16 protein-coding genes, 1 tRNA gene and 1 pseudogene are annotated in these 12,364 nt (G+C 73.3%); 4 read left to right on the top strand and 14 right to left on the bottom strand.

Features of this window, described 5'->3' with window-relative positions; translation table 11 throughout:
* The 12 genes from H7K62_RS02810 to H7K62_RS23460 form a co-directional block, all read right to left on the bottom strand.
* Window positions 1-861, bottom strand: coding sequence for a phage major capsid protein (locus H7K62_RS02810; protein ID WP_186716065.1), 861 nt, complete (start codon window positions 859-861; stop codon window positions 1-3).
* A gap of 175 nt (window positions 862-1,036) precedes the next feature.
* A complete protein-coding gene (locus H7K62_RS02805; protein ID WP_186716063.1) occupies window positions 1,037-1,270 on the bottom strand; it encodes a hypothetical protein in 234 nt (77 codons plus the stop codon).
* A gap of 176 nt (window positions 1,271-1,446) precedes the next feature.
* Window positions 1,447-1,860 carry a terminase gene (locus H7K62_RS02800; RefSeq protein WP_186716055.1) on the bottom strand — a complete coding sequence of 138 codons (414 nt, stop codon included), beginning with the start codon at window positions 1,858-1,860 and terminating at the stop codon, window positions 1,447-1,449.
* Window positions 1,861-2,002: 142 nt separating this feature from the next.
* Complete coding sequence (locus H7K62_RS02795; RefSeq protein ID WP_186716053.1) at window positions 2,003-2,392, bottom strand: hypothetical protein; 390 nt, start codon at window positions 2,390-2,392, stop codon at window positions 2,003-2,005.
* Window positions 2,389-2,823, bottom strand: coding sequence for a hypothetical protein (locus H7K62_RS02790; RefSeq protein WP_186716051.1), 435 nt, complete (start codon window positions 2,821-2,823; stop codon window positions 2,389-2,391). Before H7K62_RS02790 ends, H7K62_RS02795 begins: the two co-directional genes overlap by 4 nt.
* Window positions 2,824-2,955: 132 nt before the next feature.
* Window positions 2,956-3,471: a hypothetical protein gene (locus H7K62_RS02785; RefSeq protein ID WP_186716046.1), complete on the bottom strand. Its 516-nt coding sequence runs from the start codon at window positions 3,469-3,471 to the stop codon at window positions 2,956-2,958.
* A gap of 24 nt (window positions 3,472-3,495) precedes the next feature.
* The gene (locus tag H7K62_RS02780) at window positions 3,496-4,023 is read right to left on the bottom strand and encodes a hypothetical protein (RefSeq protein ID WP_186716045.1); all 528 of its coding nucleotides are present in this window, start codon (window positions 4,021-4,023) and stop codon (window positions 3,496-3,498) included.
* 137 nt (window positions 4,024-4,160) lie between these two features.
* Window positions 4,161-6,503: an AAA family ATPase gene (locus H7K62_RS02775; protein ID WP_186716044.1), complete on the bottom strand. Its 2,343-nt coding sequence runs from the start codon at window positions 6,501-6,503 to the stop codon at window positions 4,161-4,163.
* A gap of 78 nt (window positions 6,504-6,581) precedes the next feature.
* Complete coding sequence (locus H7K62_RS02770; RefSeq protein ID WP_186716043.1) at window positions 6,582-6,866, bottom strand: hypothetical protein; 285 nt, start codon at window positions 6,864-6,866, stop codon at window positions 6,582-6,584.
* Window positions 6,867-6,894: 28 nt separating this feature from the next.
* Window positions 6,895-7,149, bottom strand: coding sequence for a hypothetical protein (locus tag H7K62_RS02765; RefSeq protein ID WP_186716041.1), 255 nt, complete (start codon window positions 7,147-7,149; stop codon window positions 6,895-6,897).
* Window positions 7,146-7,490, bottom strand: a complete 345-nt coding sequence (locus tag H7K62_RS02760; protein ID WP_186716039.1) for a hypothetical protein — start codon at window positions 7,488-7,490, stop codon at window positions 7,146-7,148. The genes H7K62_RS02765 and H7K62_RS02760 overlap by 4 nt, the downstream gene beginning before the upstream one ends.
* Window positions 7,487-7,708 carry a helix-turn-helix domain-containing protein gene (locus H7K62_RS23460; protein ID WP_186716037.1) on the bottom strand — a complete coding sequence of 74 codons (222 nt, stop codon included), beginning with the start codon at window positions 7,706-7,708 and terminating at the stop codon, window positions 7,487-7,489. Before H7K62_RS23460 ends, H7K62_RS02760 begins: the two co-directional genes overlap by 4 nt.
* An 87-nt stretch (window positions 7,709-7,795) precedes the next feature.
* Between H7K62_RS23460 and H7K62_RS02750 the strand changes: the two genes are divergently transcribed.
* Both H7K62_RS02750 and H7K62_RS23455 read left to right on the top strand, forming a co-directional pair.
* Window positions 7,796-8,158 (top strand): helix-turn-helix domain-containing protein, encoded by a 363-nt coding sequence (locus H7K62_RS02750; RefSeq protein ID WP_186716035.1) that lies wholly within the window; start codon window positions 7,796-7,798, stop codon window positions 8,156-8,158.
* A gap of 296 nt (window positions 8,159-8,454) precedes the next feature.
* Window positions 8,455-9,081: pseudogene (locus H7K62_RS23455) on the top strand (tyrosine-type recombinase/integrase); the annotation flags it as partial.
* Here H7K62_RS23455 and H7K62_RS21885 read toward each other — a convergent pair.
* Together H7K62_RS21885 and H7K62_RS02740 are read right to left on the bottom strand one after the other, a co-directional pair.
* Complete coding sequence (locus H7K62_RS21885; protein WP_255479307.1) at window positions 9,027-9,200, bottom strand: hypothetical protein; 174 nt, start codon at window positions 9,198-9,200, stop codon at window positions 9,027-9,029. The pseudogene H7K62_RS23455 and the gene H7K62_RS21885 overlap by 55 nt on opposite strands.
* 86 nt (window positions 9,201-9,286) lie before the next feature.
* Window positions 9,287-9,359 (bottom strand) — tRNA-Lys (locus tag H7K62_RS02740).
* 167 nt (window positions 9,360-9,526) lie between these two features.
* Here H7K62_RS02740 and H7K62_RS02735 point away from each other — a divergent pair.
* Window positions 9,527-11,440: a cation:proton antiporter domain-containing protein gene (locus H7K62_RS02735; RefSeq protein WP_370591577.1), complete on the top strand. Its 1,914-nt coding sequence runs from the start codon at window positions 9,527-9,529 to the stop codon at window positions 11,438-11,440.
* Between the two features lie 10 nt (window positions 11,441-11,450).
* Entirely contained in the window at window positions 11,451-12,353 is a 903-nt protein-coding gene (locus H7K62_RS02730) for an oxidoreductase (RefSeq protein WP_370591576.1), read from the top strand.
* The last annotated feature ends 11 nt before the right edge of the window (window positions 12,354-12,364 follow it).

Raw genomic sequence — 12,364 nt, 5'->3', positions numbered from 1 at the left:
TCAGGCCTTGCTGATCTTGACGACGGCGCGGTCGTCGACGAACCCGAACCCGGCGCGCATCGTCATCACGACGGCCGTGCGGTCAGTGGAGCGGTAGACGCTGCGGTCCTGCTCCACGCGCACCGAGCGGCGGATGACGGTGAAGATGCGCGAGCGGTCCACGGCCCACGCGGTGCCTGCCGGGACGCTGCGGTGACTCAGCAGCGGCACGCCCTCGACCTGACGGCGGCTGGGCTGAGCCGGGTCACCGCCAGGGGCCAGCAGCGGGGCGTTGGAGCCGGTGGACGCCTTCAGCGTGGAGATCGTCAGCACGTCGGCGGGGTTGGCCAGCACGGCGGTCATCTGCCCGCCGATGCCCTCGATCAGCGAGGCGGCCTTGCTGAAGACGTCCAGGTTGGACCAGGCGCCACCGGCCGAGGCGATCTGCACGCCGCTGCCCGAGGCAGCAGCCAGCGCGGCCAGTCCCTTGGGAGCCGGGGAGGCGAGGTTGCCCAGGAAGGCGTCATCCAGGGCCTGGCCCGCCTGGTCGACGAGCTGGGAGCCGACCAGCGCGAGGGGGTCGTACTCGGCGTCCTCCTCCAGCTCGGAGGTGATCGGCACGATGGAGCCGACCTTGGACGGCACGACCTCGACCTCGTCGACGGCGATGTCCGTGAGGTTCAGCGGGGCGCCCTCGGCCACCCAGCCGACGATCGGGGCGGCCGTGACGCGGGGGAAGCGGCTGACCTGGGCATCGGTGGTGACCAGCGTCGAGACGGCGGGGTTGAGCGCGACGCTGCCGCCGGTCTGGAGCGGCAGCAGGATCAGGTTCTTGACGTCCTCGGGCTTGAGCAGGCCGGAGGCGGTGACGGTCGTAGCCACGATGGGGCTCCTGGAGGTGCGCAGAGACGGGTGTCTCTGCGCGCTCCCTCACGGCCACGCAGGGGCCCTCAGCCGGGCCAGGACTGCACCACCCGCTGCCCGCGCTCCGTGACGGCCACGAACGGCGGAGGTACTGAGGTCGATCATCGGCGTCATCGACGACGCCGTGGGGCAACTACGGGGTGCGGTTGGCCAGGCTCGCCGCAGCAGCTTCCCAGCCGGAGCGCTCCACCTGCGGAATCCAGCCCGGGTCGAACAGCTCCGGGTAGTGCTGGCGGGCCTCGGCGGCCATGACGGGCAGGTCATCGAGCGTGTAGCCGTAGTGGCGCAGCGTGTCCTCGACGTAGTAGTCCGCGTCGAACCTGTAGGGCCCGCCCGGCAGAGCCGACCAGACATCGGTCTCGCGCATCCCGCTGGCTCGGGCAGCAGCTCGCCAACGCTCGGCGGCGGCCCGCCAACGGTGCGGTGCCAGCGGGTCACCGAGGTCATCGCCCCAGACGTCGCTGACGCCGCGCAGGCGCAGACAGCGAGGTGGAGCCCCCACCGAGCCGGGCTTGGCCGGGCGAGGCGGTCGCAGACCAGCCATCACGCGCCCCGAGGCATCGACTGGAACCCACGGATGCCGACCCGGCGCTGGGCCTGGCGCACGATGCCGGTGGGCGTGCTCCCGGTGGAGCTGGCGCCGCTGTCGGCGTACCCGGCGGGCAAGCGCAGGGCCACCATGACGCGGGCCAGCGCGAGGGTGGCCTGGCGGTGTTCAGCGATGGCGGGGTGCAGGCGCTTGGAGCCTCGGGCGCCGTCGACCATGACGCCGTCGGCCGCCACCGCTGCATCGAGGGCGTCGAGGCGGTCGGCCAGGCGGCAGCCGTGCTCCAACATCTCCTGCTCGTGCGGGTCCAGGGTGCAGGGGCCGACGACCTTGGCCCACAGAGCGGTCCCACGCGGGCCCAGGCCTGCCGGTGCGGGCTCGGGCTCGCGGTAGGCCTCAGTGCTGCTCACGGCGTCCTCCAGGGGCTGTACGGGGCGTTCAGGCTGTGTCGCATACGACTCAGGGGTTGCCTTGGTCGGCAGACCTCTCCAGGGGTCACCGCAGCAAGATCGTCCGGGGGTGCCTCCCCCAGGGGAGGGGCGGCCGGGGTGCTCACCGGACCAGGCGGGGGTCGGTGGTCGGCAGGCCGGGCAGCCCCGTCAGTCGCACGCTCGTGAAGACACGTCGCCTGATCCCGCCAGCGAGGAAGTGCAGCGCGACCTGAGTGCGCGCAACAGCAGCAGCATCAGCACCGCATGCGAGCGCGAGCGTGCGTTCAGCCGCAGTCGCCTCGCGCACGAACATCGCGCCGTACTGACGCGGATCATCACGCGTGTACTCAGGTGAGTGCGTCGTACGCCAGCCACACGCTGAGCGATCGTCATGCGCCTGCTGATCCTCAGCCTTGCCCAGCTCACACGAGACCTCGTGCGCGCACAGCAGCCCGAGCCTGGGGTCAACCCACAGCGGGGCGCTGCACTCCGGGCAGCGGGGCGCGTTCATCGCTGGGCTCGCAGGACTTCGCCCCAGCCACGCGCACGGGACACGGGCTCACGAGCGCCACCGTCGGGGCTGCCGCTGGCGCGGCGGCGGGTGGCGCCCAGGTAGGGGCGCTTGCCGAGCATGGCTGCGGCTGCGGCCTCGATCAGCTCGGCATCCGGCAGACCGTCCTCGCCCAGCAGGGCCTGCAACTCAGCACCACCCAGAGCGGGCTCCAGGAGGTCGGCCCCGTCGGCCAGGTGGGCCGAGGCCAGGCGGGCGACCTCGCGGCGCTGGAGGGCGGCCACCCGCGTCTCTGCCTGCTCGGCACGGGTCTCGGCTGCCTGGGCCCGCTCACGCTGAGCACGCTTGCCGGAGGGGGTCTCCTCGGCGTGGTCGGCCGGGTCGGGGGTCTGGTCGTCCGGCGGGGTCTGGGTGTCGTCGGTGGTGCTCACGGGTGCTCCTCGTCGGCCTGCGCCGGAGTCGTCCCTCCGGCTCGCTCTCGATCAAGGGTGGTCGTCGAGGAGGCGCCGTAGGGGCACCATGGCGCCCCGGTTCTCGCAGGAGAACCGGGGCGCCACCGGTGGTCAGCTCGCAGCCAGGTCCGGCTCGTGGTCCAGCCAGCGCCAGGAGCGCACCGGCTGGCCCTGCGCGTTCAGGCGCACGGTGGTGCAGCGCGTCGGCGGGGTCAGTCCCCGGTCAGCCAGGCACCACAGCTCCTCGCGGGTCGAGGTCCGGCTGCGCTGGGGCGGCTCACCCCGTCCGACCTTGCGGGCGATGACGCCAGCGTCCCGGCGGAGCTGAGCGTCCAGGGCCGCCCCGACCTCGCAGCGCTCGTCATGGTCGAAGACCAGCGCGTCGATGCCGTGCTCGCTGCGCGGGCCGCCGCAGTCGGGGCACTCGGCCTTCAGGTAGCGCCGAGGGATCATGACGCTGGCGGTCACCTCGTCGTCGTTGACCACGGCGGGCGCCTCAGGGAACAGCGGGTCGGTGACCTCCTCGTGGACCAGCTCGGTGATCGTGGCGCCGTCCAGGGCGGCCAGCGCTGCGCCGGCCTCACGGGAGACGGTCCTGGTGCGCAGGGGGTTGGGCTTGCGGGTCATGGCGTGTCCTCTCGGGTTGGGTGTTCAGGACTGCTGGGCAGCGGCGAGGTCGACCTGCGCCTGAAGGAAGGCCAGGCAGGCCCGGGTGTTGTCGGCCACCGCGTCCTGGGAGGCCTCCCAGGACTCCTGGTGCATCCCTGCGCGAGAGGTGGCCAGGAAGATGACGTAGCGGGCAGCGTCGCCGCGCTGGACGCCCTCGGCGGGAGCGTTGGCCAGTGACCACTCGCACTGCCAGGCGGCCTCACCGGGCTCCCAGCCGCCCGCCGGAGCCACGTAGGCGCTCCAGTCGAGGTCCAGGCCCAGGGAGGCGCCCTTGGCGGCCAGCGAGCCGGGCTGGATCGTCACGGCCGGGTAGGGCGACGCGGGGGTGGCAGTCGGCTCCTCGATGGGCTCCCCGCCACGGGTAGCGGGCTCGCTGGGCGCTGAGGCCAGCTCGGGCGGTGCCTCGGTGGCCGGGGTGGTGCCGCAGCCAGCCAGGGCGAGGGCTGCGGCGAGGGGCAGGACGTAGGTGAAGCGGGACATGGCGAACTCCTCGAGATAGTTGATCTTCATTGGGAGCGCCTGTGGTGGGGGCTGGTAGTCGATGTCTCGTCTCGTCCGTCCAGACGTCCAGCCCCCTAGGGGTGGGGGGCTGGACTGGACGTCTGGCGAGAGGCCTGGACGACGCTGGACGCGCCTGGACGGCTAGGTCATGACCAGTCCGCGAGGTCGCTGGGAGCCGGTCGGTCGGTGACGTACCGCGGCGCCTTGTCGGTTCCCACGTTGCGGAGGAAACCGCTCGTGACCAGCGAGTTCAGTGCCTCGTAGGCACCGGAGCGGCTGCCGCCCTGCTCCATGGCCAGGTCCCGGATGACACCGGGCGCGAGCCCAGCGGGAGTCGCCATCGTCCAAACGATCTTCTGGACGATGCGCGCGTTCTTGGTCTCCGCGCGAGGTGCCGTCCAGAGCGTTCCCTGGACGGTTACGAGGGTGGAGCGCTGCTGCTCGCTCGCTCCCGGCATCAGTTCGGCAGGCACCACGGTGGGTTGCATGGCGAACGTGTGCTGGCAGGCGTCGGGCCAGTCCTTGTGCTTCTCGCAGGTGATCTTCACCCGCAGGTCAGCGCCGGTGAGCCGCAGCTCAGACCACACGGCGCCATCCCAGGCGTTGGAGCCGCGTCCGTGCTCGCCGGTGCGCCCCGAGTGGTGGATCACCAGCACCGTGGCACCGCTGGCGCGCTGGATGCGCTCAGCGGAGTGGATGGCCCGTCCCTGTTCGCTGGAGCTGTTCTCCTCCAGCCCGAGGGTGCAGCGGTGGCGGGTGTCCAGGACGACCAGGGCGGCCCCGATCTCGGCGGCGAACTCCACGGCCTCGGTGACGTCCACGGCGCCGTTGAGCTGCACCGGCTCGGGCACGACGTAGAACTGGCCGTCCAGGGCGTCGGGGTCGACCCCGTTGAGGTGGCACCAGGCCAGCGCCCTGGCGAGCATGCCGCTGCTGCCCTCGGCGGCCACGTAGACGACGGGCCCGGCTGCTGGGACGTCGTGCTCCTCGAACCGGCGCCCGGTGGCCACGCTCAGCGCCATGGCCAGGGCCACGAACGACTTGTACGAGCCGGGTGGGCCGCTGAGCTGGGCCAGGGTGTCGCGCGCCAGCAGCCCATCGATCAGCGGTGTCGTCGGCGGCAGGGAGCGCAGGCCAGCGATGCTCAGCGCTCGCTCACGCAGGTGCTTGCGGCCCTCGGTGCCGTCCTGGCGCTCGGCGAGGATGCGAGCCGCGTCCTCGCGGGCCGACTGGCGCCGGACCTCCTCGCGGACCATGGCGTCGTAGGCGCGCTCGATGACGCCTGGGCTGGACTCGGACTCCACCACGTCGTGCTCCTGCTCGGGGTCGTCGGCGGTGGCGGGCGCCGGGGTGTTCGGGGTGGGCTCAGGTGGCTCGCGCGGAGGTGGGGGCTCGGGGTCGGTCGGTGGCTCGGGAGCGGGGCCGTACAGGCGCGTCAGCACGGCCTCGCGGTGCTGGGCTGGCGTGGGTTCACCGGGTGCGGCCACCTGCGCCACGGCCCAGGCCAGCACCCCCTGGAACTCGTTGGCCGGATGGCGGCCGGGGGTGGGCATGGCGGCCATGGCGTCCAGGAACAGGGACTCCAGCGTGGAGAACGCGGTCGGTGCGTCGTACAGGCCCGCGCGGACGTCACGGGCGATCCAGCACGCCGTGGCCACGAGCGCCTCGTGACGCGAGCCGCCGTCGGCCACCTCGCGCGTGAAGCGCTCCAGCGGTGCGGCCATGAGGTGCGCGTGCGTCCCGCCAGAGTGCTCGGCCAGGAAGGCCTCGACGGCGGCCTCAGTGACGGGGGCGTCGCGGTCCCGGCCGAGCGGGAGTAGCTCGCTGACGTAGTCCGGGACGTAGGGCACGGCACCGATGCCCTGCCAGTCGTAGGCGCCGTCGGCGTCGGCGTGGACGCTGGGCTCAGCCACGATGAAGCCGTTGAGCCCGCGCACCTCGCCCCAGGCGTGGGACTTGGTGGTCAGCTCGGTCCCGGCGTCGTAGAGCCTGCCACGCGAGTTGCCGAGCGCCTGTCCGGGGCGCAGGGCGAAGATCAGGTGCCCGCGTCCGGGCTGGCCGGGTCGCGTGGACTGGAACGGCGGGGCGTACTCCTCGGCCGCCTGGCGCAGCGGTTCCGGCAGCAGCTCGGGCTTGTCGATGTCGAAGATGACGGCGCCGCTGGCACCCGCGTGCAGACCCACCCCGTAGTCGCACCCGGCGAACCAGGCCGCGATGACGGCGGGGTCGGAGCTGGACTGGTACTGCCAGCCCTCACCCAGGACCGAGCCGGGGTGTTTGGTGCTTCGGCGCACCGGGATAACTCTCCAGTTCGCAGCGGCGTACTTCAGTGCGGCGGTCATCGCGTCGTCGTCGGCCTCGATGACAGGGACGCTCAGCCCGGAGGTCTGCTGACGGGGGAAGGGCAGCACCTTCGCGGTGATCACTGCGTCGGGCGCGTCGTCATGCTTGATGTCGGGTTCAAAAACTGTCATCGTGTTCTTACCCACCACTCGGGTCGTGCCCCTGGAGCTGCTACCAACGGCTGCCAGGGGCGATCTACGTCTGGAGTCGGGAGCGGGGCTCGGCTACCCGGCGAGGCGGCCTGCCTCGCGCAGCGCCGTCAGCCCGTGGGCGACGGTCTCGGTGACCTGGTGGGCACCTCGGGAGAAGCGCACGACCTCGCGGTAGGGCGGCTCGTCCTCACCGACGGACGCGACGCTGACCAGCCAGGCCTCCTCGGGCCCGTGCTGGGTGACGGTCACCTCGGCGCCGTCGGCGGTCCAGGCCAGGGCCTCGCTGCCGTCGGGCAGGGTGGTCACCTCGGTGTCCAGCGCCTCGCCGAGTGCCTTCACGGTGTAGCAAGCGATCACGGTCGTGCTCCTGTCTAGGGGTGGGGGATCAGGCCGCGTCGTCGCGACGCAGCGCAGCGGCTCGGCGGTAGGCCTTCAGGGCGCCGGGGCTGACGGTGGCCAGGACGCCCTCGGCCACCGCGTGCTGGCGGGAGCCGGGGAAGCGCGCGGTCTGCTCGTGGCGCCTGATCCACCAGCGCGTCAGCGTCTGGCGGGCATAGGCGGACTTGCAGGCCTGGAGACGCTCGACGGCGAGGGCGACGGTCTGCGCCACCACGTCGGCCTCAGCGGTCGGCTCGCTCACCGCGCTACCAGGTCGTCCAGGCAGGAAACCGCGAACCAGCTCGCGGGGTAGCCCAGCTCCAGCGCGGCGTGCAGCACGGCGACGTCGTAGAGCGCCTCGCCCACCTCGCGGCCCTGGAGCAGCCGGGTGGCGAGGCGGTCGCAGACGACCTGGCCGACGACGCCCACGGCGGCGTCGATGCCGCGTGCTCCCTCGCGCAGGCGACGGAGCACCTCGGCGTCGATGTGCAGGACCGCCGCGCGCACCTCGTCGCCATCAGCGACGTGCCCGCCATCGGCCAGCAGCTCGCCCGTGCGGCGCGCGATGCCGCGCAGCTCAGCAGGCAGCTCGTCGACGCTCACGCTGCACCGGCCGAGGTGCCCGCAGCTTCCTGCTGGCGCATCCACGCCTCGATGGCGTCGCGCCTGTAGCGGATGCGTCGACCCACGGTGAAGCTCTCGGGCCCCTCGCCGAGGCGTCGCCACCGCCACGACCTCAGCGTTGCGACCGGCACTCCCGTGATCGCGGACGCCTCGTTGATGTCCGCCCACTCCGTCGCCCACCTCGTCACCGACTCCATCGCTCGCTCCTAGCTCGAAATTAGCGCTCATCGCTGATGAGCACTGTACATAGGTTTTGAGCGATGAGCGCGCGTATGATCTGCGACATGCCGACGGTTGCCGACCTATTGCCGCTGCCCGATGACGGCGCAGTGGGTCGACGCGTCCGGATGGCGCGGCGAGTGCGGGACCTCTCGCAGGATGACGTCGCGCGACGCCTCGGCAGTTATGGGCTACAGCTCCACCACACGGCGATCGGCCACGTCGAGCGAGGTACGCGGGCGCTCAAGTTCCGCGAAGCTGTGGCGCTGGCCCGAGTACTCGACGTCCCGCTGCGCTGGATCGCTGGCGAGGGGTCGGCTACCGACCCCGGCGAGCCAGTCGCACAGACAGAGGCCATGCGGGTGCTGGATGACCTACTGAAGGCCGAGAGAGAGCGTGCGCTGGCCAGGGAGGCGGGCGGGGAGTGAGCATCGAGCGCAGACGCGGCGGGTTCACGGCTCGCTACCGAGGACCGGACCACCGCGCCCATAGCAAGCACTTCCCGAGCAAGCGCGAGGCCGAGTCGTGGTTGGCGGCGCAGCGCGTGGCCATCGACGGTGGCACCTGGCGTGATCCCAAGCGCAGCCGCGTGACGGTCGGGGCCTGGTCGCAGACCTGGATCGACGCGCAGGGCCACCTCAAGATCAGCAGCCGGACGCGCTACGAGACGCTGCGGCGCACCCACGTCCTCCCACGCTGGGACAAGGTGCCGCTGGACCGCGTGATGCACTCCGAGGTCGCCTCGTGGGTGCAGGAGCTGACGGCCAAGGGGCTCGCGCCGAGCACCGTGGCTCAGGCGCACCGAGTGCTCAGCTTGATCCTGGGCTACGCGGTCAAGGACGGGCGGCTCACGCAGAACGTGGCGCGTGGCGTGCCGATCCCCCGGCGCACCCGCAAGCCTGCCCGCTACCTCACCCCCGCCGAGGTGGGGCGCCTGGCGCTGGCGATGGGAGCGGAGGGCGACGTCATCCGACTGCTGGCGATGACGGGACTGCGGTTCGGTGAGGCGGCGGCGCTGCGCGTGGGCAGCGTCGATCTCGTGCGCCGCCGGATGGTCGTGCGTGAGGCCGTTGCCGAGGTCGGGGGCAGGCTCGTGTACGGCGACACCAAGACGCATCGGGAGCGGACGGTGCGCTTCTCGGCCTCCCTCGTGGAGCCGCTGTCCAAGCGTCTCAAGGGCAAGGCGCCCGACGACCTCGCACTCACCGCGCCCGAGGGCGGCCCGCTGCGCCTGCGCGCCTTCCGAGTCCGGTTCGACGCCGCGGTGCGCCGGGCCGGGCTGGCCGACGTCACTCCTCACGACCTGCGCTCGACGGCGGCCAGCCTCGCGGTGGCCGCTGGCGCGGACGTCAAGAAGGTCCAGAACATGCTCGGGCACGCCTCGGCGGCGATGACCCTGGACGTGTACGCGGGCCTGTTCGAGGACGACGACGACTCGGTCTCGCAGCGCATGGACGCGTTGATGGTCACGAGAAGTGTGGACTTTGGGTGTACTCCGGCCGCCGAGGAGACCTCGGCCGAGGTACTGGAACTGCCCCTACCTGCGGAAACGTCGGTGGGCCCCGTGGGGCTCGAACCCACAACCCGCGGATTAAAAGTCCGCTGCTCTGCCAGTTGAGCTAGAGGCCCTGGCGACCCGATGCTCCCACGGCCGCGGTCGCGCCACCTCGGGTGGACGGCGTCGCAGGTCGTCCCCCCACGGTGTACGCCTGTCCTGCGAGCACGGCGCGCTCTCCCCGGGAGCCGGTGGCCCGCGCAGGGGTCCGGGTGACCGGAGGGCAGCAGGAGGTGGACCGGTGATCACAGCGGCTGTGCTGCTGGGAGTCGTGGCGGTGGTGCTGGCCGTGGCGGCGCTGTGCGAGCGCCTCGGCTGGTCGACCCCGCTGGTGCTCGTCGTCGTCGGAGCTGCGCTCGGCGCGGTGCCGGGGGTCCCCGAGCTGCGGCTCGAGCCGGAGCTGGTGCTCACCGGCCTGCTGCCGCCGCTGCTGTACGCGGCGGCGGTGCAGCTGTCCCTGGTGGACCTGCGCCGCGACGTCACCGGCGTGGTGCTGCTGTCGGTGGGTGCGGTGGTGGTCACCACGGCGGCGGTCGGCGGCGCCGTGGCCCTCGCGCTGCCCGCTGTCGGGCTGGCCGCCGCCTTCGCGCTCGGGGCGGTGGTGGCCCCGCCGGACGCGGTGGCCGCCACGGCCGTCGCGCGCCGCATCGGCATGCCGCGGCGCCTGACGCGGCTGCTGGAGGGGGAGAGCCTGGTCAACGACGCCACCGCGCTGGCGCTGCTCGCCGCGGCCAGCGGGGCGCTGGTGGGCAGCGTGAGCGCCGGTGCGGTGGCGCTGGACTTCGCCGTCCTCGTGGTGGTGGGGGTGGCCGTGGGGGCCGTGGTCGGCCTGGCCCTGTCGTGGGTTCGCGCCCGCCTCGACGACGCCGTCATGGTCACCGTGGTGTCCCTGGGGGCGCCCTTCGCCGCCTACCTCGCCGCGGAGGAGGCGCACGGCTCCGGCGTGCTGGCCGTGGTCACCACGGGCCTGCTGCTGGCCCGCAGCTCGGCGCGGCTGCGCAGCGCCACCTCCCGGGTGGTGGAGACCACCACGTGGAAGACCATCGCGTTCCTCCTCGAGAACGGCGCGTTCCTGCTCATCGGGTTGCAGCTGCCGGGACTGCTCGAGGCCGTCGCGGACAGCGGCCGCTCGGCCGGCTCCGCGGTGGGCTTCTGCCTGCTCGTGCTCGCGGTCACCGTGGTGGTGCGCGTGCTGCTGCTCCTCGTCGCGGCAGCGGTCTCCCGGGCGGTGCCGCGCCTGGCCTCCGGCGGCACGCGCTGGAGCACCGGAGAGGCCCTGGTGGTCGGTTGGGCGGGCATGCGCGGCGTGGTGACGCTGGCCGCCGCCTTCGCCGTCCCCGCCACCGCCCCCGAGCTGCCGCTGCTGCAGCTGGCGGCGTTCGCGGTGGTGGCCGGCACCCTGCTCGTGCAGGGCCTCACCCTGCCGGTGCTGGTGCGCCGCCTCGGGCTGCGCGGGCCCGACGCCGCTGAGGACGCCCTGGCCGAGGCGGTGCTCCTCGAGGGCGCCGCCCGGGCCGGCCTGCAGCGGCTCGACGCCCTGGTCGCCGGCGGGGACGCCGCGGCACCACCGGTGGTGGACCAGCTGCGGGGCCGCGCCCGCGCCCGCGTCGACGCCGCCTGGGAGCGCCTCGGCCCGGCGGAGGAGGAGCGGACGACGCCCTCGGCGGAGTACCGGCGGCTGCGGCTGCTCATGCTTGCGGCTGAGCGCGAGGCCATCCTCGACGCCCGCCGCTCCGGCGGGTACGACGACCTGGTGCTCCGCTCGGCGCTGGCGCAGCTGGACCTGGAGGAGTCCCTCGTGGACCGGGCCCACCGCTCCTCCGAGCACGGAGCCGCCTCCGGCCCCACCGCCGGGGGCCGCGCCTCCGAGCCGCTGGTCGGCGCCGCGGTGCCCACGCCCGCCTGCGAGCACCTGGAGCGGGCGCCGCGCACGCGGCGCTTCGAGGACACCTCCGTGTGCGGGGCCTGCGTGCGCGAGGGCACCTCCTGGGTGCACCTGCGGGGGTGCCTGGAGTGCGGTGTCGTCTCCTGCTGCGACTCCTCGCCCAGCCAGCACGCCACCGCCCACTGGCGCGAGACCGGCCACCCGGTCATGCGCAGCGTGGAGGTCGGGGAGGCCTGGCGCTGGTGCTACGCCCACGAGGTGGCGGACTAGCGTGAGGCCCGTGGCGACGCCCTGGACCACCGCTCAGATCCCCGACCAGACCGGCCGCACGGTGCTCGTCACCGGCGCGTCCAGCGGGCTCGGGCAGGAGACCACCAAGGAGCTCGCCGCCCGCGGCGCCCGCGTGGTGCTCGCGGTGCGCGACACCGCCAAGGGCCAGCGCGTGGCCGCCGGCCTGCCCGGGACCACCGAGGTGCGCCGGCTGGACCTCGCCGACCTCAGCAGCGTCCGCGCCTTCGCCGAGGGCTGGGCGCAGCAGGACGACGCCGGCCGCCGCATCGACGTCGTCGTCGCCAACGCCGGGATCATGATGGTGCCGTTCGCGCGGACCGCGGACGGCTTCGAGAGCCAGGTCGGCACCAACCACCTCGGCCACCACGCGCTGGTCTGCCAGCTGCTGCCGCACCTGGCGCCGGACGGGCGCGTCGTGGTGCTCAGCTCCCTGGTCCACAAGACCGGCAAGATCGACCTCGGCGACCTCAACTGGGAGCGCCGCGCCTACAGCCCCTCCGGGGCGTACGCGCAGAGCAAGCTCGCCAACCTGCTGTTCGCCCTGGAGCTGCAGCGCCGCCTGCACGCCGCCGGCTCGCTGCAGCGCGTCCTGGCGGCCCACCCGGGCTGGGCCGCCACCAACCTCCAGGGGCGCAGCGGCAACGCCCTCGCCGACCGGCTCACCGGCGTCGGCAACCGCGTCATCGCGCAGAGCGCCGCGGCCGGCGCGCAGCCGACGCTCGCGGCCGCCACCGCCGACCTGCCGGGCGGCGCGTTCCTCGGGCCGTCCGGTCCGGGGGAGGTGCGCGGTGCGCCGCGCCTGGTCGGGCGCACCGCGCTGGCCAGCGACCTCGGCCTGGCGGCGGACCTGTGGGCGCTGTCCGCCCAGCTCACCGGCGCCGACCTCCCCTGACACCGGAAGGG

Source organism: Quadrisphaera sp. RL12-1S (genome assembly GCF_014270065.1).
Classification (GTDB): Bacteria; Actinomycetota; Actinomycetes; order Actinomycetales; family Quadrisphaeraceae; genus Quadrisphaera.
This window is presented reverse-complemented; position numbering and strand designations above follow the sequence as displayed.

Excerpts from the sequence above, each read along its gene's own strand:
- H7K62_RS02805 (WP_186716063.1), bottom strand. The coding sequence starts at position 1,270 with ATGCGCGAGACCGATGTCTGGTCGGCTCTGCCGGGCGGGCCCTACAGG.
- H7K62_RS02795 (WP_186716053.1), bottom strand. The coding sequence starts at position 2,392 with ATGAACGCGCCCCGCTGCCCGGAGTGCAGCGCCCCGCTGTGGGTTGAC.
- H7K62_RS02785 (WP_186716046.1), bottom strand. The coding sequence starts at position 3,471 with ATGACCCGCAAGCCCAACCCCCTGCGCACCAGGACCGTCTCCCGTGAG.
- H7K62_RS02780 (WP_186716045.1), bottom strand. The coding sequence starts at position 4,023 with ATGAAGATCAACTATCTCGAGGAGTTCGCCATGTCCCGCTTCACCTAC.
- H7K62_RS23460 (WP_186716037.1), bottom strand. The coding sequence starts at position 7,708 with ATGGAGTCGGTGACGAGGTGGGCGACGGAGTGGGCGGACATCAACGAG.
- H7K62_RS02750 (WP_186716035.1), top strand. The coding sequence starts at position 7,796 with ATGCCGACGGTTGCCGACCTATTGCCGCTGCCCGATGACGGCGCAGTG.